General features: G+C 36.8%; 20 protein-coding genes. 6 read left to right on the top strand and 14 right to left on the bottom strand.

The features are described from left to right. Positions 1 to 34 precede the first annotated feature (34 nt). The 11 genes from AC0VYT_RS00305 to tviB all read right to left on the bottom strand — a co-directional run bounded on the left by AC0VYT_RS00305 (position 35) and on the right by tviB (position 11655). Positions 35 to 688: an acetyltransferase gene (locus tag AC0VYT_RS00305; RefSeq protein WP_039901001.1), complete on the bottom strand. Its 654-nt coding sequence runs from the start codon at positions 686 to 688 to the stop codon at positions 35 to 37. Then, a complete protein-coding gene (locus AC0VYT_RS00300; protein ID WP_196432069.1) occupies positions 688 to 1296 on the bottom strand; it encodes a sugar transferase in 609 nt (202 codons plus the stop codon). Before AC0VYT_RS00300 ends, AC0VYT_RS00305 begins: the two co-directional genes overlap by 1 nt. Continuing rightward, positions 1297 to 2439, bottom strand: coding sequence for a glycosyltransferase family 4 protein (locus AC0VYT_RS00295; protein ID WP_196432068.1), 1143 nt, complete (start codon positions 2437 to 2439; stop codon positions 1297 to 1299). Further along, a complete protein-coding gene (locus AC0VYT_RS00290; protein ID WP_196432067.1) occupies positions 2439 to 3593 on the bottom strand; it encodes a hypothetical protein in 1155 nt (384 codons plus the stop codon). The genes AC0VYT_RS00295 and AC0VYT_RS00290 overlap by 1 nt, the downstream gene beginning before the upstream one ends. Positions 3594 to 3631: 38 nt before the next feature. Continuing rightward, positions 3632 to 4723: a glycosyltransferase gene (locus AC0VYT_RS00285; protein ID WP_227592509.1), complete on the bottom strand. Its 1092-nt coding sequence runs from the start codon at positions 4721 to 4723 to the stop codon at positions 3632 to 3634. Then, positions 4720 to 5835, bottom strand: coding sequence for a glycosyltransferase (locus tag AC0VYT_RS00280; protein WP_196432066.1), 1116 nt, complete (start codon positions 5833 to 5835; stop codon positions 4720 to 4722). The genes AC0VYT_RS00285 and AC0VYT_RS00280 overlap by 4 nt, the downstream gene beginning before the upstream one ends. 137 nt (positions 5836 to 5972) lie before the next feature. Continuing rightward, positions 5973 to 6977, bottom strand: a complete 1005-nt coding sequence (locus tag AC0VYT_RS00275) for an ATP-grasp domain-containing protein (protein WP_196432065.1) — start codon at positions 6975 to 6977, stop codon at positions 5973 to 5975. Position 6978: 1 nt separating this feature from the next. Further along, the gene (locus tag AC0VYT_RS00270; RefSeq protein ID WP_248130417.1) at positions 6979 to 8040 is read right to left on the bottom strand and encodes a sugar-transfer associated ATP-grasp domain-containing protein; all 1062 of its coding nucleotides are present in this window, start codon (positions 8038 to 8040) and stop codon (positions 6979 to 6981) included. Positions 8041 to 8056: 16 nt separating this feature from the next. After that, positions 8057 to 9328: an oligosaccharide flippase family protein gene (locus AC0VYT_RS00265; RefSeq protein WP_196432101.1), complete on the bottom strand. Its 1272-nt coding sequence runs from the start codon at positions 9326 to 9328 to the stop codon at positions 8057 to 8059. Between the two features lie 2 nt (positions 9329 to 9330). After that, on the bottom strand, positions 9331 to 10356 hold the full coding sequence (locus AC0VYT_RS00260; protein WP_196432102.1) for an NAD-dependent epimerase/dehydratase family protein: 1026 nt from the start codon (positions 10354 to 10356) through the stop codon (positions 9331 to 9333). A gap of 21 nt (positions 10357 to 10377) precedes the next feature. Beyond that, complete coding sequence (tviB, locus tag AC0VYT_RS00255) at positions 10378 to 11655, bottom strand: Vi polysaccharide biosynthesis UDP-N-acetylglucosamine C-6 dehydrogenase TviB (RefSeq protein WP_039900987.1); 1278 nt, start codon at positions 11653 to 11655, stop codon at positions 10378 to 10380. Positions 11656 to 12017: 362 nt separating this feature from the next. Between tviB and AC0VYT_RS00250 the strand changes: the two genes are divergently transcribed. From AC0VYT_RS00250 to AC0VYT_RS00230, 5 genes are all read left to right on the top strand, one after another. Beyond that, positions 12018 to 13097: a polysaccharide biosynthesis/export family protein gene (locus AC0VYT_RS00250; RefSeq protein ID WP_005017403.1), complete on the top strand. Its 1080-nt coding sequence runs from the start codon at positions 12018 to 12020 to the stop codon at positions 13095 to 13097. A gap of 2 nt (positions 13098 to 13099) precedes the next feature. After that, positions 13100 to 13528: a low molecular weight protein-tyrosine-phosphatase gene (locus AC0VYT_RS00245; protein ID WP_005017405.1), complete on the top strand. Its 429-nt coding sequence runs from the start codon at positions 13100 to 13102 to the stop codon at positions 13526 to 13528. A 17-nt stretch (positions 13529 to 13545) separates the two neighbouring features. Then, positions 13546 to 15729 (top strand): polysaccharide biosynthesis tyrosine autokinase, encoded by a 2184-nt coding sequence (locus tag AC0VYT_RS00240; RefSeq protein ID WP_005017407.1) that lies wholly within the window; start codon positions 13546 to 13548, stop codon positions 15727 to 15729. A 208-nt stretch (positions 15730 to 15937) separates the two neighbouring features. After that, entirely contained in the window at positions 15938 to 16642 is a 705-nt protein-coding gene (locus AC0VYT_RS00235) for an FKBP-type peptidyl-prolyl cis-trans isomerase (protein ID WP_005017409.1), read from the top strand. A gap of 46 nt (positions 16643 to 16688) precedes the next feature. Next, the gene (locus tag AC0VYT_RS00230) at positions 16689 to 17378 is read left to right on the top strand and encodes an FKBP-type peptidyl-prolyl cis-trans isomerase (RefSeq protein WP_005017411.1); all 690 of its coding nucleotides are present in this window, start codon (positions 16689 to 16691) and stop codon (positions 17376 to 17378) included. 65 nt (positions 17379 to 17443) lie between these two features. On the opposite strand, the gene murJ is transcribed toward AC0VYT_RS00230, so the two are convergent. After that, a complete protein-coding gene (murJ, locus tag AC0VYT_RS00225) occupies positions 17444 to 18985 on the bottom strand; it encodes a murein biosynthesis integral membrane protein MurJ (RefSeq protein WP_005017413.1) in 1542 nt (513 codons plus the stop codon). Positions 18986 to 19054: 69 nt separating this feature from the next. Next, positions 19055 to 19633, bottom strand: a complete 579-nt coding sequence (ampD, locus tag AC0VYT_RS00220) for a 1,6-anhydro-N-acetylmuramyl-L-alanine amidase AmpD (protein WP_005017415.1) — start codon at positions 19631 to 19633, stop codon at positions 19055 to 19057. 145 nt (positions 19634 to 19778) lie between these two features. Here ampD and nadC point away from each other — a divergent pair, with 145 nt between their 5' ends. Further along, a complete protein-coding gene (nadC, locus tag AC0VYT_RS00215) occupies positions 19779 to 20624 on the top strand; it encodes a carboxylating nicotinate-nucleotide diphosphorylase (RefSeq protein ID WP_005017416.1) in 846 nt (281 codons plus the stop codon). Positions 20625 to 20632: 8 nt separating this feature from the next. Here nadC and AC0VYT_RS00210 read toward each other — a convergent pair whose 3' ends face one another. Further along, entirely contained in the window at positions 20633 to 20776 is a 144-nt protein-coding gene (locus AC0VYT_RS00210; protein ID WP_005404711.1) for an ABZJ_00068 family colistin stress protein, read from the bottom strand. Between the last annotated feature and the right edge of the window lie 173 nt (positions 20777 to 20949).

Below are 20949 nucleotides of genomic sequence, written 5' to 3'. Positions count from 1 at the left end.
CTAAAATTAAATGATAATAAAAAATTAAAAAAAATTATTTCTTTTCAAGTATACGCGCCGGGTTTCCAATGACAGTAACCCCAGGAGGTACACTTTTTGTAACTACTGCCCCCATGCCCACTACAGCACCTTTACCAATGACCAGAGGGCGGTCTGGTGTACCCTGTTTAATTACTGCACCTGTTCCAATATAGGCATGGTCTTCAATATGAATATTACCGTTACACTTAACGCCAGGCGCGAAAGTCACGTAATCTCCAATTACACAGTCATGAGCGACATAGCTATAAATATTGGCATGAAAGAATTTTCCAATTTTGATATTGGATGTCAGACAGGTGAAAGGACAAAGTAAGCTCCCTTCACCAATATGAACCTCATCCAGAATAACTGTATTGCCTGCATGAATATCTAGATGCTGTACCTGGTCCTCATTTAAACATTGAACCAGTTTTTCACGAACTTGACTGTTTGCGATAGCAATAGTTACAGCCTTATGGATATTTGGTATAGCGAGAAAATCCTGATAACTTAAAACGACATAGCCATTTAAACTAGTGCCAGCTTGGCCATCATCGATAAAAACAAAATTATCTTTGGCTAAGGTTGGAAATTGTTGGCGAACCAATGGCATAACTTCTTTACCAAAACCACTTGCACCATAAATACCAATATATAAAGTTGTCATCATATTTCGTCCTTATTTTGTGAGCCCGTAAAACGTGTCATAGTCGCTTCACCCTTAGCACTGATATCATCTTTTGCTAAAACTTTATGTACCGTTTTAAACATGATTTTAAAGTCGAGCCATATCGACTGATTTTCGACATACCAGGTATCGAGTTTAAACTTTTCTTCCCAGCTGATGGCATTACGACCATTGACCTGAGCATAGCCGGTCATGCCCGGACGTACATCATGGCGTTTGGCTTGTTCAGGGCTATAAAGTGGGAGGTATTCCATCAGTAGAGGTCGCGGCCCAACAATACTCATATCTCCCTTGATCACATTCCAGAGTTCTGGCATTTCATCGAGACTACTCGAACGTAACATTCTTCCAAAGGGTGTTAACCGTTCACTATCAGGTAATGGCTGCCCGTTTGCATCTATTGCATCCTTCATTGTGCGAAACTTGATCATTTCAAACGGCCTGCCATGTAAGCCGGGGCGAACCTGTCGAAAAAGAACAGGTGAGCCAAGATTTTTTTTCACTTTATAAGCTACAAAGGTATAAAGCGGTAAAAGCAGGATTAAGGCAATAGAAGCGATAATAATATCGAGAAAGCGTTTTAACATTTAGATTAAACCCATTTCTTGCATCATATGTGCGTTTACCTGATGTACATCGTATTTATGAAGTGCAATTTCTCGGGAGCGTTTTCCCATTTGAGCAATAAGCTCTGGCTGAAGAATCAGTTTTTCCATTGCTTTTACTAAATTTTCCACAGATTTTACTTCAACCAGAAATCCATTATCGCCATCGGTAACAGTTTCACGACAACCAGGCGCATCAGTGGTAATAATTGCCCGGCCCATTGCCATGGCCTCTAAGACTGTACGGGGTGTGCCTTCACGATAAGATGGCAAAACATAAACCGAGCTTTCTGCAATTGCAGGGCGAACATCAGAGAGTTTTCCCCAGTATTTTAATGTATTACTGGCAATCCACTGATCTAGTTCTGGCTGACTAATGGCCGACGGATTTTCATCAATCCAGCCCACCAGATTAAACTCTACATATGGATATTTATGTTTGATGATTTTTGCTGCTTCAGCATATTCACGGATACCTTTATCTACCAGTAAACGTGCAATCAGCAAGAAGGATATTTTGACTTTTTGATCAACCGTGACAGGTAAAGGTAATACATTAAAGTCAGCAACATTAACCCCGGAACCGTTCACTACTACTGTGGGTATTTGAGCATTTAAAAGCTTTAAATCCTGAAAAAGTTTTAGGTCATCCGGGTTTTGGAAAAATGCCTTATGACTGCGCGACAATGCCTGCTGGTATAAACCATGAACCAGTTTCTGAAAAACACTACGCTTAGTCTGAGTTTCTACATTTTGAAATGCATAACCTAGACCGGTAATTAGGGTGTATCGATTTGGGACCTTTGCCAACCATGCGGCGAGTGTTCCATATATAACCGGCTTGATCGTATAACATAGAACATAATCAGGTTTAATTTTCTTTATAAGCGTATACATACACCTTAAGGTTTTTAAGTCCGCTACCGGATTGGTACCTGTACGCTGCATGGAAACTTCATGTACGAAATAACCTAAATTTAGTAGTTTTTCATGCTCGGCAGAAAAAGAAGTCAGATTAGGTGCAATAATATGGATTTCATAGCCTTGCTGATGGATCGCTTCGAGTAACTTTCCACGGAAGTTTAAGACGGAAGGTAAAAAACTTGAAATTAATAAAAAATGCATTATTTTTTATTCCAGTAGGAATTAATATTTCTTGTTCCGATAACTGATAAAAGTAAGAAAACAACACATGGAAGAAACATCCACTTTTGGCGCATAGCAATACCTAGATTTGCTGTGGTAGTAGCTAATATAATTAAAGAAATAATAAAATATGACCATAAAAAAATTCTATTTGAATCCACTACTGGTTTGTTCTTCTTAAAATAAGCAATAATACCTAATAAAAAAATTATAACCAAAATGACATTATCTAAAGATGCTAATAGTGATAAGAAACTATGAGCTTCGAACGGTAGAGGTCTAAATAAATAAGTAATTATTTGCATTGGAAGGCTCATAGATGCAATATCCAAGCTACTACCACCACCTAAATTAGAATTTTGTCTTTTATCGACATATTCACCAACATCTGATAAATCTTCAGACTCACTCAGACCAATATAATTCAACATAATAGGTAGGATTATAGCTACTGAAATCAAGGATATAAGGCCAAAAAATATTTTTGCATAAATTTTAGTTTTCTTATCAAAAACAAGAGCAATTACAAATGAAATAGCCATAATAGTACCCATATGGGGCCTAATCATAAACATTATAAAGATACTAAAATATAATAATATTTTTCTATTCTTAAACTCTAATGACGACCATAAAGCAAGACCGACAGCCATAAAAGAAAATGCATCTTTACCTAGCGCAGTTGTCCAAAAGCTAAGTGATGGCAACAATAATAATATTAAAGCTAAAAACTTTATTTTATTATTTGCACCATAAATCGCCTTCTGAATTACTCCACAGAATGCTAATAATCCAATATAGCCAATGAAGTTATTTAACAAAAACATATCAAAATAAGAAAATCCTAAATTTACAAAAAACCTCGTAATTAAAACAATAAAAGATGTTCCAAAATTAAAATCTATTAATTCATTACTCATAGCTCTCGCATAATATACTACTGAGTCTGCTCCCTGAATAAGTGAATAGTAAAAATAAAAAATACAAAAAATAGAATGCCAAAAGAATAAAAAAATACTTTTTCTAAAATTAACTTCAAAATACTCACATATTTTTAAAGAAAAAATCGTAAAAATACAGACTAATATTGGAGTCCAATAAAAATTAATAAATGGATCAATATTAGTTCCCATAATAAACTACCTTAAAAATAAGATTAAAAAAAATCCCTTTAATCATTCCAAATCCTACTATATTCTTTATAAATATTTTTAATTGAAAAATTACTCTCAACTCTATCTCTAACTATTTTTTTTAATCTTATTTTTTCATCTGTAGGTAAATGAAAATATCTTAATACAGCAGTCTTTAAAGCATCAGTATCTTTAGGAGATACTATATAATGATCATTTGCTACTATATACTTAGCATCTCCTACATCTGTACTAATACAAGGAATACCTGATGCCATAGCTTCTACTAAAACATTTGGGAAACCTTCGGTAATAGAGGTCATCAACAAGACATCAATAGATTTATAAAAATTTGGCATATCAGAAACTTGATCAAGCAAATGTACTTTTTTAGCATCAAGTTGATGCTGTTCAAATAACACCTTTACCTCTGGATTATCAAGTGTTGCACCACTACCTGCAACCTTAAAAATAATGTCTTCATCTTTAAGTAAGGCCATCGTTTCAAACAAATAGTTATAACCTTTAGCGGGATGATAGCGACCTGCAAAGCCTATTGTAACAGGTTGATGTAGGGTGGTACTGGGCTGAAATTGATCTAAAAAAACTCCATTCGCAATTACTTGTTGGTTTATATTGTTAAAACCAAATGCTCGGTGCTGTTCTAACGATGAATAGGCACAATAGATAATTGCTTTTGGTTGTGTAGATAGAATCTTATTTATACCTAAAGCAATTTTAGTACTGATTGATTCATCTTTATATGAGGCAAGTGAATGATGGATTCCCCATATTACGTTTAGTTTTTGCTTTAATCCCAAAACACTTAAACTAGTCAAGGCATTGGCATGATACATCCAGCATTGTACTATTTTTGGTTGTAATTTTTTCAATAAATTACGTAGTCTTATAACTATTCCTAATGTATTAATGCCATTCCAGCCTAAACCATAATAAGCTGCACATCGGTCTAGAGTGCTTTGATAGAGGTCAGATACTTTCATTAAACTAATAATTACATGTACATATTGATCTTCGGTACTTTGAATTAAACGCGATAGCATCATTTCTGCTCCACCAACACTATCAAAATTGGTGATTACATGCACTATCAACGGTTTTTTTATCATGCTAACTCCATTAGGTTAAGGTACTGTCTCAGCACTGTTGCTTTATAGAATTGCTGAATATGCGCCTGGAATTGTGCATCCGAGTAGTGAATATACTCAGCAAAAATTGCCTGTTGCATTGCCTGAATTAAACCTAAATGGTCATTGCATTCTACTAATAGGCCAAATTTAGAATTATCCAAAATTTCCATTGGCCCACTTGGGCAATTGGTACTGACTACTTTCAGTTTTGAGGCAAGTGCTTGAATGAGAACACCCGGTAAACCCTCCCAATTGGAACTTAAAACAAACAGCGAGGCATATTTAAAATAAGCATAAGGATTGAAGGCAAAGCCCGGTAAATCAACAACCTCATTTAAACCAAGTTTCTGAATCAATGCCTCAAATTCGCCACGCAGCTCCCCTTCGCCTAAGATAATTAAGCGAGTATCAGCATACTGATCATGTAAGGCTCTAAAAGAACGTATAAGAAAACCGAAATTTTTGGCTTCTGTTAAACGGCCGACGGCTAAAATAACTTTATATCTTCCATTGAAGAATTTGTGTTGAACAGGTGCTTTGAGCTTTTCAAAATAGGCATCATCAAGGACTGGATTATAGATCGTAATGAGATTATTTTTTTTATAACTGTAATATTCACGAAAATCTGTTTCAACCCCCTTTGATACACAAATAACCTGCTGTGCTCTAGCGTAAGCCCAATTCACCAAGAGTTTTAAAAAAATTTCTTTCCCCTTTTGTAATTTTATATTTTTAGATGGCGTAGAAACTTCACGGAAAATTAGACTTGTTTTGACACCTGCTAATGTTTTCGCAATACCTGCAATAATATTAGTATGAGTTTGAGTGGCAACTAAACAATCATATTGTTCGGCCTGTAATTGTATTTTTAACGGTATTAAGCTATTAATTACACGTCTACGATCTAAAATCACCAATTTAATTTTCTCGCTGACTTCAGGTAATAACTTTGCTTTATCACCATCTAAATCACATACGATCAAATGAATATTTAAACCTTGATCAGTAAAACTGTTAGCAAGCTGAATAACAGTACGCTCGGCACCACCCCCCCCAAGTGTAGGAAGGAAAAAAGCTACTTTTTTATTCATGCAAATAACCCATATGTTAGTCAATACTACATTGTATTAATCTAAAATATATTAAGATATATACAACCTGATTAAGCAATAAAAATATTCTGAGTAGATTTTCCTATTTTTTAATAAAAAATCTATAATTAAAACCATTACTCTAAAATATTTTCAATTATCCAATCTTCAAATTTAAACTTACTTTCATGCCAGATAAGATTTTTATCCCAGTAACCTAAAACATTACTAATACCACTTGTTCCAAAACCATAGCTAATCTCTACTATTAAAGGATTTTTCATTTCATCTAAGATAAAATCAAATGCTACAGATTTTAGTCCTAATTTATTAGCAATATTGAAAGCAATTTCTATTGATTTAATATCAATATTTTCGTATGAAAAATCACCACTTCCAGAAGCACGAAAATCACCCTTCCTCACAAATCTCTTCTCAGCAGCAGCAACTTCTCCATTAATAACAACAACCCTAGTATCAAAATTATTATCTGGTATAAAATTTTGAAAGTATATATAGCCCTTTTCTCTAGATTGTTGTCTAGCAAATTCAGGGACAATAAAAATTCGAGCAATCCCTTTTAAAATCCCAATAAAACTCTCTTTACCACTTTTAAATTTATTAAGTCTTTCTTTGAAATGGCCAAAACGATCAAACTGTGCAAAGCCATGACCAAATGCCTTATTAATTAGTACTCTTGCTTGTAAATAATTTCTAACTAGCTTTACATTTGAAGCACCCGCACCTCCCTTAAGTTTAAAAACTTTTGGATATGTAGTTTTTTTTGCCCAATTTAAAGCTTGGTATTTATCATAAAATACATGGCTTGGTACTAAAGGAGCACTAATTGCTTCTAATAAATATTTTTGTGCGACTTTATCATCAAAATGCCAACCTGTTTTAAAATTAGGAAAAACTTTTATACCTGCATGCTCTAAAGCAAATAATATTTTCTTTGCTAAAATAACGTCTTTAAAATTAGTATGGTGATGATGCCACATAAATACATCACAATCCTTTAAGTGTTCAATAATATCATTATGAAAGGCATCTACAATCTTATATTCAATATTATTTTCTTGACAATACTGAATCCACCTTTCTGAAAAACTATATTCTTGATGATGAATAGCTATTTTCATTTTAAACTACCACTTTATTAATTATTTCATCAGTGAATTCCCCAAAAAAGGATTTACCAGCGTACTGTGCAAATCGAATTGTTTGAGAGGCTAAATTTATTTCTAAGCACCTCCATTGATTATTACTATCTAAGCACATATCTAAGCTAACTAAATTACTTAAAGGAATTTGATTAGCAATATTTTCTGCCACTTCCGCTAATTCATTATAATTTGGTATAGTAATTCCTGAGAAATTCATTTTACTGTTCGGATGGCATAGAAATTTTTCACAATATTTTTTTACGGCATATTTATTAAGAGTTCCATCTTCATTAATATTACAGACTAAACCACCAGCAGTTTCATTATCCATACCACCATCTACACCAAACCGTATACTATTATTTATAACTTTAAACTTTCCATTATTTCTACGGTATAAACATGTTCTTATACTATTCATACCAGGATTAATCCTTTCTAAAAATTCATTCTGTTTTATCTTTTCTTGAAAAACCAAGTTATCATAATAATTTAAATTAGATTTAACCTCTTCCAAGTTTTTTAAAACTTTTACACCTACCCCACCAGCACTACCTAAACTTGGCTTGCAAACTAAAGGGTATACTAAATTAAATTTTTCTAAATATATATTAATATTATCAATAATTTTTAATTGATCATCATAATAGATTCCATCTATTTTATTAAAATAAGTTTTAGGAAAAATATTATCCTCCGAAAACCACTTAGAATATATATTTTTAACAGCAAGAAAAGATAGTTGTTTTCCTTTATACTTGTTCAATTTAGGCTCAATAATTGCAGCGAAAAAATTTTCTGGAATAATATTATAATCAATAATACCAGATAAGTTATAACATAATAAGAATGTGTCAGTTTCTACTTTTGAACCAAATACACTCCATTTTTTAATATAATTATCAAGATGATTTTGATCTAAAGTTTTATTAAATAAAGATTGATCTATATTCTTATATCTCTTTTTAAATGCAGATGTTTGAGAAAACAGGGCATACTTATATTTTAATAAGCGCAATATATTTTTAAAATTACTCATAAAAATCACTAATAACCTATTTATTGCAGTTTAAACTTTTCTTAATCTTTAACGCTTGTAACATAACTGTAAATCCAATCAAGAATTGGATAGAAACTAATGTAATATTAGCTCCAATATAACTATATATATATACAAGTGGGAATGAAATAATAAATCCTATAACTGAATATATAAAAGTAATATTTCTCAGTATTTTGGCTTGCCCCTGAATAATAAGATAATTTGTTCCATACACTTGACTTAAGGCGATAAGAAATATTGAAATAGATGAAATCTTTAATATTGTAATTGCTTCATAAAACTCTTGTGTAAAAAAAATTTTTATTAAATAGGGAGCTAATAAAAATAATATTAAAGAACTTATAGCTGCTATAGATAAGTGTATCCTAGCAAAGATACTGTGTTTATCTATACTCCTTGATAAATATGGGAAAAAAACTCTTATAATAATTGACATGAAAGAATGCGAGATACCAACAAATTTTCTACCAGCATCATAAATTCCACTTGCAACGCTCCCGCCCCATATTCCTAATAATACTAATGAAAAACTGTTATATAAATTTGGTAAAAGGTTATTAATAAAAACATCTTTACTATTTTTCAAAGTTATCATTATTGACTGATAGTCAGGAGATAATATCTTAATATTCCACTTAAAAACAATAAGATAAAATGAAACTAACCCAACTAAAGCTGAACCTAAACTTAAAAATAAAGGTTGTAAAATAAAATCAGACTTTTCTTTAATAAATATAAAAATACATATTGTAAAAACTACTTTAGAAATCAAATCAAAAATTGTTATAAATTTCATTTTTTCTATAGCTTGAAAAAACCAGTCAGCAAATAAAATTTTAGCTGGTACAAGCATGAATGTAATGAATAATAATATTTGATTATTCTTTAAATAAGGAATAATTTCAGTAAGACTAAAAAGAATAATAAAAGAAATTAAAGCGAGTAAAATTTTAGCCCAAAGTACATTAGAAAAAATTTCAGAAACTTTTTCTAAATTATCTCTATTACGTGCGACATCACGGGTAGCAGTATAACTAAACCCCCAATCAGTAATTGTCTGAAACCAGACTATTACTGCTGCTGCAAAAGCAATTTTACCAAAACCTTCCACCCCTATTACTCGTGCCAAATAAGGAATAGTGACTAATGGAAAAATATAGCCAGCAATTTGCATTATCATTAGATAACCAAAGTTACTAGCTAAAGCTTTTCCATCTTTATTGGTACTTATACGGTTTTTAAATGCCTTAACTCGATTAAGCATATTTACTTACTAAAGTTTATATACCAAGGCATTGCTTGATCAATTCCTTGTGAAATTATAAATTCCGGTTTATATCCCAATAAATTTTTTATTTTTTCTATACTTGCCTGTGAATGACGTACATCCCCAGCACGAAAATCTTGATATATAGGCTCTTTATTGTATAAAACTTTATTTTCATTTAAGGCAGCTTTAATAGCCTTAAATAAATCATTTAACGTGGTACGGTCCCCCACTGCCACATTATAAACCTGATTTTTAGCATTATCATTTTGAGTAGTGGCTGCCAAAATATTGGCCTGAACCGTGTTTTCAATAAAGCAGAAATCACGACTGGTTTCACCATCACCATTAATATATACATTATTCCCTGCGATCATAGCCGCTGTCCATTTTGGAATAACAGCTGCATAGGCACCATTCGGGTCTTGGCGCTTGCCAAATACATTAAAGTAGCGCAACCCAATACTCTTGAACCCATAAGTACGGGCAAAAACTTCTGCATACAGCTCATTTACATATTTGGTAACAGCATATGGTGAAAGGGGTTTTCCGATATTCTCTTCCACTTTCGGTAATGCCGGGTGATCACCATAAGTTGAACTGCTGGCTGCATAAGTAAAACTTGAAACCAGAGCATCCCGAGCAGCCACCAATATATTTAGAAACCCGGTTATATTGGCGCTATTGGTCATAATTGGATCAGCAATTGAACGCGGCACCGATCCTAAAGCAGCTTGATGCAGTACATAGTCTACATTGGTACAGGCCTTTTGACAGTCTTCCAGATTACGTATGTCACCCTGTATAAATGTAAAGTTATTCCACTGTTCTGCTGTGACTAGTGATTGTACTTCATCCAGATTATACTGATGGCCTGTTGCAAAGTTATCCAGACCAACAACGCGCTGCTCCAGTTTTAATAAAGTTTCTAAAAGATTAGAGCCAATAAAACCAGCCACTCCGGTAATCAACCAAATTTTAGGGTTCTGTTTTAACTGCTCGCATACTTGATAATATTGGCTCATACTTCTCTCTTCTCTTTATTATTACAGACGGATATCTACTTCAGACTGGTCAAGCACATACTTCAGGTCATACAGTACATGGTTTGCTTTACCTAGCTTACGCATTTTATCTGCACCCATGACTTTAAACTCTTCATGTGCAACCGCCAGAATTACTCCATCATAAGTTGAATCTTGAAGTGTCTTTATGGGTGTAACATTATATTCATGTTGTGCCTCGCTAATATCTACCCATGGGTCATAGATATCAACTTCAATCTGGTATTCTTTTAGCTCATTGATGATATCGATAATCTTGGTATTACGGATATCCGGACAGTTTTCTTTGAAACTTAAACCGAGTACCAATACTTTTGAGCCTTCAACTTGTATTTTCTTTCTGATCATTTGTTTGACCAGCTGCGTCACCACATATGCACCCATTGCATCATTTAAACGGCGGCCTGCCAAAATAATTTCAGGGTGATAGCCAATAGACTGTGCTTTATGGGTTAAATAGTACGGATCAACACCAATACAATGCCCACCGACCAGGCCTGGACGAAAAGGCAGAAAGTTCCATTTGGTACCGGCAGCCTTTAATACATCTTCAGTATCAATACCCATTTTATTGAAAATCAGCGCCAGCTCATTAATCAGTGCAATATTGACATCACGCTGGGTATTCTCAATGACTTTTGCCGCTTCAGCCACTTTAATACTTGGCGCTTTATGAGTACCCGCTTCAATAATCAGGTTATAGACCTGATCTACAAATTCAGCAACTTGTGGTGTAGAGCCCGAAGTAATTTTTAGAATATTAGTAACTCGGTGCTGCTTATCGCCCGGGTTAATACGTTCTGGACTATAACCTGCAAAAAAATCCTGGTTAAACTTGAGCCCAGATACTTGCTCCAGTACTGGAATACAAGCTTCTTCAGTCGCACCCGGGTATACGGTTGACTCGTATACAACGATATCGCCTTTTTTGAGCACCTGGCCAATACTGGTGGAAGCTTTAATTAGAGGAGTTAAATCAGGCTGTTTAAAGTCATCGATTGGGGTAGGTACTGTGACAATATAAAAATTACATTCTTTTAAATCTTCAAGTTGTGCAGTATAAGTAAGTCGGGTCGCTTGCTTAAGCTCTTCCGCGGAGACCTCTAAAGTATGATCTTGCCCTGCTTTTAACTCATCAATACGTCTCTGGTGAATATCAAAACCAGTTACTGGTACTTTTTTACCAAACTCTACCGCCAAAGGTAAACCCACGTAGCCTAGGCCTATAATTGCTATTTTTAATTCAGGGAGTTGCAACATAGAACAGCCTTTATCCTTATATGTTAAAATCAACAATTTCTATAATAGAAAAACTTAGCAAGTCATTAAGGGACAGTAATATAACAGAAAAATTTCAATAGAATTTCTTGATTAAAAGTCATTTTGTTTATTTCTGTTATCTTTTGTTTTATATAAAAAATTTAAAAATAAATATATTTATATATAAAATTTTTAAATTACATTATTCTGACAAGTACACAAATTTATACAAACTATACAAACCAAGAAATTCTTCTAGTGTATTCCATGTTTTTTTCAGTTAAGATTTCTGCGCATTGAGTATCAATTTTATATTGTTCATTGAATTAAACAAATTAGAGATAAATATATAAGGGTCAAGCGTGAAATTTTACCAAGCTCTTTTTTTATTGGGTTTCGGCCTCGGTTCTACAGGATGTGCGATTACTTCAGGTTTTCAAACTTATAATTTGCCAGAAGAAGGGGTGTATCAGACTGAGCTTGGTACACCATTAAATATTGTAAAAATTACACAAGATAATTTATCCGCTATTCAACCAGCTACGGTCAATTTTCAACGTGACTATGCCCACTTGTTTCAAAATATTCCACATACCTATTTATTAAGTCCAGGAGATGTTCTTTCCATACAACTGTGGGCTTATCCAGAAATTAGCGGGAACAGTACTGATCCCACAAATGGTTATCAGATTGATCAAAGTGGATATATACATTTTCCTATGATTGGACGCTATAAAGCCGCAGGTAAAAGTTTAGTCAAAGTTAACCAAGAACTTCGTTCCCAACTTTCTCGTTATTTAAAAAATCCTGATGTCATTGCACGTGTAATCTCTTACCAAGGAAAACATATTTCAATTTTTGGAAATGTTGAAAAGTCTGGACAAATCAACTTAAATGATCAACCCATGACGCTGTATAATGCCTTAAGTATGTCAGGTGGGGCCGCAGAAAACACCAGTAATACCTACGTGCAGCTTATTCGTAATGGTATGACATATGACTTAAATATTATTGAGTTAGAACGTGCAGGAATGTCACTACATAATTTAATTCTGCAACCTAATGATACCATCTACGTCAGTACTCGAGAAAATCAAAAAATATATGTGATGGGAGAAGCCAGTAAAAATCAGGCATTATCTATACGTGACCAGGGTATGAGCTTAGGTGATGTGCTAGGTGAAAGTCAGGGCATTAATCCACTTTCAGCAAGTGCAGGGCGTATTTATGTTTTACGTACGAATCTTAATGATCGAAGTACAGAGCTTTATCATCTTGATTTAAGTAATATAGGTGATTTCGGACTAGCCAATCAGTTTAAAATGCGTAATAACGATGTCGTCTATATTGACTCGACTGGCTTAACTCGCTGGCAACGTGTCATTGGACAGATTGTTCCATTCTCTAATGCTATTTATAGTTTTGATCGTTTAGGTAACTAATAATGGCCATTAAGAATATTCTGGTTGTGTGTATCGGAAATATCTGCCGCAGTCCAATGGCAGAGTATTTTTTAAAGCAAGAATTTCCAGAGCTTCATATTGAATCAGCTGGGATTTCTGGTTTAACAGGTCACACAGCAGATGAGAAAGCTCAGCTTTGTATGCAGCGATTAGGTATGGATATGCAATCGCATATTGCCAAAAAATTAAATGCCGAGTTAATTAAAAAAGCTGATCTTGTACTGGTCATGAGTCAGAATCAGCAAAAACATATTGAACAGAGTTGGCCTTTTGCTAAAGGAAAAACCTTTCGGCTGGGCCACTGGCAGAATAAAAATGTACCAGATCCTTATCAGCATGATCAGCAGGTATTTGATGAAACCTGTGAACTGATTCAAAGCTGTATTGCGGACTGGAAAAAATATATTTAACTTTTGAACCAAGAATTATGAGCCAAAATACCACCACTGAAGATACCATTGACCTAAAGGAACTGTTTTTTTCCTTGATTGCGCAGTGGAAGTTAATTGCCCTCTGTACGATTTTAAGCCTAGTTTGTGCTTTACTTTACCTCAGGACTACACCGAATATTTATCAAGTTGATGCCATAGTTCAAGTAGAAGATAAAAAAGGGGCTTCTGCAGCATTATTAGGCGATCTGTCTGAGATGGTTGAACAAAAGTCTCCAGCACAGGCAGAAATCGAAATTTTAAAATCTCGCTTAATTCTCGGTAATGTTATCCATTCTTTAAATCTTGATGTGCAGATTTCAAGCACTGAAGACAGTTTTATACAACGTTTACTTCATAAGCCTGAATATCAAACTAAATATTCTAACCAATCAGTTGTTTTTAAAGACGGGAACAAGTCTTTTAGTATCCGTCAATTTGATGTACCCTCTTATTACTTAGACAGAAATCTACAGCTAACTTTTGAGAATAATAATTTTATTTTAACTGACACTATGACGCATGAGCCAATCTTTAAAGGTATGCTCAACCGTAGAAATCAGTTTAATTCCCAACACGGGCTATGGAAAGTTGCTATATATAGTAAGGACCAGTTAGCAGATACCTATAATATTAAAAAACTTTCCTTACCAGCCGCAGTAAATACTATTTCAGCCCCTTTTTCTGTAGCAGAAAAGGGCAAACAGTCTGGTATTCTAGGATTGAATTATGAAGGTACAGATAAGCAGTATATTACACAGGTCCTAAATGCGATATTAACGGCGTATAGTCAACAAAATATTGAGCGGCGTACAGCAGAGACAGCTCAAACTTTAAAATTCCTAGATGAACAGCTTCCACAATTAAAACAGCAGCTTGATAAGTCTGAACGTGAATTTAACAATTTCCGTGAGCGTTTTAATACAGTTGATGTCACTAAAGAGTCTGAATTATATTTAACTCAGAGCATTACATTAGAAACCCAAAAAATAGCACTTGAGCAGAAACAGGCAGAGATGGCAGCTAAATATACTGCTGAACATCCACAAATGCGTGAAATTAATGCCCAGCTTGGTGCAGTAAACAATAAAATCAATGAACTGAATGGTACATTAAAACGACTACCTGAATTACAACGTCAATACTTACAGTTATTTCGTGAAGTTGAAGTAAACCAGCAGCTTTATACCGCCCTGCTCAACTCTTACCAACAGCTTCGAGTTGTCAAAGCAGGAGAGATCGGTAATGTGCGTATTATTGATACTGCAGTTGAACCATTAGGACCAATCAAACCTAAAAAATTACAGGTTATTATACTTTCTCTATTCTTAGGTGCTTTTCTTGGTACACTGTTAGCCTTATTACGTAATATGATGCGCTCAGGCGTAAAAGATTCGAGTCAAATTGAAAATGAATTAGACTTACCTGTTTACGCAACTGTTCCTCGCTCACCTGTACAGGAGAGCCGTATTAAGCTTCTTAAAAAGAAAAAACATATTCCTATCCTTGCAGTTAAGAATAGTGATGACATTGCCATTGAAAGCCTGCGCAGCTTGCGTACTGCCGTCAACTTTGCCTTGGCCAATGCCAAAAATAATATCATCATGATCGCAGGACCTGCACCGGAAGTGGGGAAATCTTTTATTTCTACGAATTTGTCAGTGATCTTTGCACAGAGCCACAAGCGTGTTCTGCTGATTGATGCAGATATGCGCCGTGGCTATCTGCATAAGTATTTTAATGTAAATACACAGCCAGGACTGTCTGAATATCTAAATGGGCAAAATAATCTATCTGATGCAATTCATGAGACTGAAATTAAGAATTTATATATGATGAGTCGGGGGAAAAGTCCGGCTAATCCTTCTGAATTATTAAGCTCTGCAGCTTTTGGTACAATGCTAGAGCAACTTTCCAGGCAGTATGATCATATTATTATTGATACTCCACCGGTACTGGCCGTGACTGATGGAATTATTATTTCTCAATATAGTGGTGTAAACCTGATTATTGCCCGCCATGCTAAAACACAAATGAAAGAGCTGGAGATTACAGTGAACCGCTTTGAGCAGGCAGGCGTAAAAGTTAATGGCTTTATACTGAACGATATTCAGCGTACTGCGGCAGGTTATGGTTATGGTTATAACTATGCTTATGCTTATCAGGCAAAAAAAGATGATTAGATCATTTTTGAAATAATTTAAAAGCCGGAGTTTATTCCGGCTTTTTATTTTACGGTAGTAGATAGATTGTTATACAAGTTTAAAGTAGGATTTTAATGCACAGAAAAAACATATTGTTTGATTGCAAAATATTCTATGCTAAAAGAGTTAGATGACCTGATTACCCTATGGTCTATGTTAAAAGATAAAATGAACTGGAACGCCCTTTATGAGTAAAGCCTTACCTATTGCTGTTGCTGTTATCCTCGGCGGTGCTGCCCTGATCCCTGTTTACTATGCCAGCCAGCATCCTGTGACGCATACCGGTAATGTGAGCAAAGATGCCTCTTCAATCCAGAAAATCAGTTATGCGCTGGGCTATGAAGTTGCACATCAAACTCCACCAGAACTTGATGTTGACAGTTTTGTAACTGGTATCCGTCAGGGACACGCCCGTGCCAAGCCAGCTTATACTGAAGAAGAGCTACAGGCAGCGTATGTGCAGTTCCAGCAAGATATGCAGAAAAAACAGCTTGAACAGGCTCAAAAAGCTGAATCTGACAGTAACAGTTTTTTGACTGAAAATGCCAAAAAAGCTGGTGTACAGACTACAGCTTCAGGGTTGCAATATAAAATCGTTAAAGAGGGTACAGGCAAGCAGCCTACCGCTACTTCCCGTGTGACAGTTCACTATAAAGGCCAGCTGACAGATGGAAAAGTATTTGACAGCTCTTATGACCGTGGCGAGCCAGTCGAGTTCCCTCTAAACCAGGTCATTCCGGGATGGACAGAAGGCTTACAATTACTGAAAGAAGGCGGCAAGGCTACTTTGTATATACCTGCTAAACTTGGTTATGGTGAACAAGGCGTACCTGGTACGATTCCACCGAACAGCACACTGATTTTTGATGTAGAGCTGCTTAAAGTACAATAATAATGCACAGGAGGGTCTGACTACCCTCCACCCTTCAGGATTTTTTATGAAAAAAACACTGCTCGCTTCTATTTTAATCTCGGCCAGCTTCTCTGTCTGGGCGTTACCTGTGACCAATAAAAGTCCGCAAAAAGACCAGCTGGGTTATAGCTATGGCTATGTCATGGGTCGTACCAATGCAGATACCTTGAAAGACCTTAATCTGGAAGCTTTTATTCAGGGTCTAAAAGAAGGTTCTGAAGGCAAGTCTGCCCGTTTGACTGAAGAGGAAATGGCCCGAGCCTTAACTCAATATAAAAAGCAGGCGGAAGCTGAACAGCTGATTGAATTTCAGAAGATGGCTGCCAAAAATGGGCAGGCCGGTGCAGTATTCTTAGCAGAAAATATGAAAAAGCCTGGTATTATTAGCACCAAATCTGGCCTGCAATATCAAATTATTCGAGCGGGGCAGGGAAAAACTCCCAAGCCAACCTCACAGGTCAAAGTACATTATGAAGGCCGTTTACTGGATGGTACCGTGTTTGACAGTTCAATTGCACGTAGCCAACCGGTAGATTTTCAGCTGAACCAGGTCATTGAAGGTTGGTCTGAGGGTTTACAGACCATGAAAGAAGGCGGTAAAAGCCGTTTCTTTATTCCAGCCAAGCTGGCTTATGGCGAAATTGGTTCCGGTGACGCTATTCCACCGAATAGTACCTTAATTTTTGATGTAGAGCTTTTGCAAATTTTACCTTAATTTCTGTTCTATAAAAAACCGCCTATATAGAGGCGGTTTTTTATTTATATCGTAGTAAAACTGGCTTAATGCTTGAGCTGGCGAGGATGAAAACCGCTGAGCAGCAAACCAATAGCATAAGCTAGAACTCCGACTATACACAGTCCTGCCACTTCAGCCACACGCAACCACTGTGAAAGCTCGCCGTTATACCACTGTAAGCCAAACCATAAGGCAGTTGCCATTACAGTGTTGGCGACCACAAATTGTATAAACAGTTTTTTCCAGTGGCTACCGAAGCGGAAAATATTACGCTTATGCAGGTAATAGTAAAGCAGACCGGCATTGGCAAGTGCAGAACCTGAAGAGGCCAATGCCAGCGCCATATGCTCTGCATGCCAGTTGATCAGTTTAAAAAATCCAATAAAGACCACATTCAATATAGCATTGGTTGCAACTGCAATCAGGCCAACACGAACTGGAGTCTTGGTATCCTGCTGGGCATAGAAGCCGGGTGCAAAGACTTTAATCAGCATAAAGGCAATTACTCCCGCACTCATACATTGCAGTGCCAGTGCTGTCATTCGGGTATCTTCCCAAGTAAACTCACCACGCTCAAATAATGCCTGAATGATCGGTGTAGAGAGCATAAACAGTGCAATACTGGCTGGAATACCAACCAGCATGATTACGCGGGCTGCCCAGTCCAGCATGCCACGGAATTTGGTCTGATCCTGCTCGGCATGACGGGCTGAAAGTGAAGGCAGGATCACCGTACCAATCGCAACACCAATTAGACCCAGTGGCAATTCAGTCATCCTTTCGGCACTATACAGCCATGAGACTGAACCATCCTGCATAAAAGAGGCCCAGATGGTGTTCAGTAACAGGTTAATCTGGGTAACTGACACCCCGAACAGTGCTGGCAGCATCAGTTTAAGAATACGTTCTACCCCTTCATGCTTGAAATCCACTTTAGGTGGAATCAGCAGTTTTTTACGCCACAGTTCCGGTATCTGAATCGCCAGTTGTAAAATACCAGCGACGACCACAGCCCAGCCCAATGCCATGATTGGCTCAGCCATATACGGCGTCAGCCACCAAGCCCCAGCAATCATCGCGACATTAAGAAGTACGGGTGAAAAAGCTGGTGTACTAAAAGAACCATAGCTGTTCAAAATACTACTGGCAAAAGCCGTCAGTGACATAAACATCAGGTAAGGAATAGTCAGGCGGAACATGTCGACTGCCAAATCAAACTTGGCCGAATCATCATGAAACCCTGGTGCATAGATATACAGAATAGCCGGTGCTGCTACCATCGCGATAAAGGTTAATAGCGTCATGACCGTCAGCAGGCAGCCAAAAACCCGGCTAATCAGGATCTGGACTTCAGCATGAGTACGACTGGTTTTATATTCAGTTAAAACTGGAATAAAGGCCTGCGAGAATGCACCTTCAGCAAACAGACGCCTGAAAAAGTTAGGGATACGAAAGGCCACCACAAAGGTATCGAAATCCTTGCCAGCACCAAATACATTAAGCAGGACCACATCACGTACCAGTCCCAGTACCCGTGACAGCATGGTCATTGCACTTACAATAAAGGTCGATCGCCACAGCGCCATGTATCCACCCAAGCCAAAAAGAAAGACGTTATTGTAATGAAAGTGCAGTAAAATTGCGTTGTAAAATCATCAATAAGATGACTGCTTTTTCTGCTTTAATAATTCCCTGAAATGTGCCCAGTCAAAATGGGGCCCTGGATCGGTTTTTCGTCCCGGCGCAATATCGCTGTGGCCGGCAATATGCTGGCCAATTTTAGGGTAAGCCCGTTGCAGGACAGTCGTCACTTCAGCCAGTACCTGATATTGAATCTCGCAAAACTCAGTATCATCACTGCCCTCAAGTTCAACCCCGATAGAATAATCATTACACTCTACCCTGCCCAGATAGCTGGAGCGGCCCGCGTGCCAGGCACGATCATTGAAATTGACGAACTGCAGGACTTCACCACTACGCAGGATCAAAAGATGGGTGGAAACCTGCATACCGCGAATGGTCTGGAAATAAGGATGGGCATTCCAGTCAAGCTGGTTCTGAAAAAACTGTTCAATATAGCCCCCCCCAAATTGTGACGGTGGCAGGCTAATGTTATGCACGACAATCAGCTGGATTTCACATGGCTCAGGACGCTGGTTAAAATTGGGAGAGCTGATCTGTCTGGCCCCTATTAATTTTCCGTCAATTACCTGAAATGTGGGAGCTGTATGCATAAATTTATCCGTTTAGAAAATCTGTAGGTGTGCCTGAACCGGTGATTTGGACGCTGAAAAGCAGGATGAAAAACTGTCTCTTTCCAGTGGGACAATGCTAATATATCGCACAATTTTTATGGGTACATCACGATACGGAAATTATATGAGCATTCCTGCCTCTTTGCTTGAACAGTCGATTCAGATCAATATCCAGCAGGCCCTGCAGGAAGATATCGGTACGGGTGACATCACGGCTTTATTGACGCCTGAAGATGAACAGGCAACTGCAACCATTATCAGTCGGGAAGATATGATACTGGCAGGACAGCCCTGGGTGAATAGCCTGATTCAGACTTATGATCCTCAGGTAGAGGTAATCTGGCTAAAAAATGATGGTGACCGGGTACAGGCGAATGAGGCTTTTTTAAAACTGGCTGGCTCTGCACGCAGTCTGCTCACTGTGGAACGCCCTGCCCTAAACTTTATTCAGACTTTATCAGCTGTTGCAACCAAGGTAGCCGACTATGTTCAGCGACTTAACGGGCTGAAGACCAAGCTTCTTGATACCCGCAAGACTCTGCCTGGGCTACGTATTGCCCAGAAATATGCAGTTGCAGTGGGTGGTGGGCAAAATCACCGTTTAGGCCTGTTTGATGCTTTCCTGATTAAGGAAAATCATATTATGGCAGCTGGCGGTATTGCCCAAGCCATTGCTAAAGCCCATGACATTGCACCTGGTAAACCAGTTGAAGTTGAAGTTGAAACCTGGGATGAACTTAATCAGGCCTTAAACGCTGGTGCAGATATTGTCATGCTGGATAATTTTAGCACTCAGCAAATGCAGGATGCGGTTCAACATGTAGCGGGACGCTGCAAACTGGAAGCTTCAGGTAATATTACACTGGAAAATCTGCGAGAAGTTGCCTCGACAGGCGTAGATTATATTTCGATGGGTGCCCTGACCAAAGATATAAAAGCTGTTGATTTATCAATGCGTTTTAATGGCTAATACAGAAATTAATTAACAGTTTCCTCACTCTGGTCGGCAGTTTCGGCTGTCTGCCAGGCTGATTCAGCCGTATTTTTTTCTTGGGAGCGTGGATCACAGGCCATTAATGCGAATGTAATAAAAGAAATTAAAATAATAAACAGTTTCAGCAAAAGTATAGTTCCTTATAGGTTAGGTCATAATGAAAAGGTATAAAACACATTAACTTATTCAGATAGACTGCAACGCAGGTTTAAGCCTTTCTATGTATTTTATTGGTTATATTTTGTAGAGGTGGATAAATTGCTGTATCGCCTTGATTCAAGAAGGCTAATTTATATCATAT

Source organism: Acinetobacter sp. QJM3NY_42 (genome assembly GCF_056173745.1).
The sequence above is the reverse complement of the archived record's forward strand: the minus strand, read 5'-3'. Positions and strand labels throughout refer to the sequence as shown.

Bases quoted from the DNA above. Each gene is read 5' to 3' on its own strand.
- AC0VYT_RS00280 (WP_196432066.1), bottom strand. From the start codon at position 5,835: ATGAATAAAAAAGTAGCTTTTTTCCTTCCTACACTTGGGGGGGGTGGT.
- ampD (WP_005017415.1), bottom strand. From the start codon at position 19,633: ATGCATACAGCTCCCACATTTCAGGTAATTGACGGAAAATTAATAGGG.
- AC0VYT_RS00290 (WP_196432067.1), bottom strand. From the start codon at position 3,593: ATGGGAACTAATATTGATCCATTTATTAATTTTTATTGGACTCCAATA.
- AC0VYT_RS00275 (WP_196432065.1), bottom strand. From the start codon at position 6,977: ATGAAAATAGCTATTCATCATCAAGAATATAGTTTTTCAGAAAGGTGG.
- nadC (WP_005017416.1), top strand. From the start codon at position 19,779: ATGAGCATTCCTGCCTCTTTGCTTGAACAGTCGATTCAGATCAATATC.
- tviB (WP_039900987.1), bottom strand. From the start codon at position 11,655: ATGTTGCAACTCCCTGAATTAAAAATAGCAATTATAGGCCTAGGCTAC.
- AC0VYT_RS00305 (WP_039901001.1), bottom strand. From the start codon at position 688: ATGACAACTTTATATATTGGTATTTATGGTGCAAGTGGTTTTGGTAAA.
- murJ (WP_005017413.1), bottom strand. From the start codon at position 18,985: ATGGCGCTGTGGCGATCGACCTTTATTGTAAGTGCAATGACCATGCTG.
- AC0VYT_RS00235 (WP_005017409.1), top strand. From the start codon at position 15,938: ATGAGTAAAGCCTTACCTATTGCTGTTGCTGTTATCCTCGGCGGTGCT.
- AC0VYT_RS00230 (WP_005017411.1), top strand. From the start codon at position 16,689: ATGAAAAAAACACTGCTCGCTTCTATTTTAATCTCGGCCAGCTTCTCT.
- AC0VYT_RS00240 (WP_005017407.1), top strand. From the start codon at position 13,546: ATGAGCCAAAATACCACCACTGAAGATACCATTGACCTAAAGGAACTG.
- AC0VYT_RS00295 (WP_196432068.1), bottom strand. From the start codon at position 2,439: ATGCATTTTTTATTAATTTCAAGTTTTTTACCTTCCGTCTTAAACTTC.
- AC0VYT_RS00285 (WP_227592509.1), bottom strand. From the start codon at position 4,723: ATGATAAAAAAACCGTTGATAGTGCATGTAATCACCAATTTTGATAGT.
- AC0VYT_RS00265 (WP_196432101.1), bottom strand. From the start codon at position 9,328: ATGCTTAATCGAGTTAAGGCATTTAAAAACCGTATAAGTACCAATAAA.
- AC0VYT_RS00270 (WP_248130417.1), bottom strand. From the start codon at position 8,040: ATGAGTAATTTTAAAAATATATTGCGCTTATTAAAATATAAGTATGCC.
- AC0VYT_RS00260 (WP_196432102.1), bottom strand. From the start codon at position 10,356: ATGAGCCAATATTATCAAGTATGCGAGCAGTTAAAACAGAACCCTAAA.
- AC0VYT_RS00300 (WP_196432069.1), bottom strand. From the start codon at position 1,296: ATGTTAAAACGCTTTCTCGATATTATTATCGCTTCTATTGCCTTAATC.
- AC0VYT_RS00245 (WP_005017405.1), top strand. From the start codon at position 13,100: ATGGCCATTAAGAATATTCTGGTTGTGTGTATCGGAAATATCTGCCGC.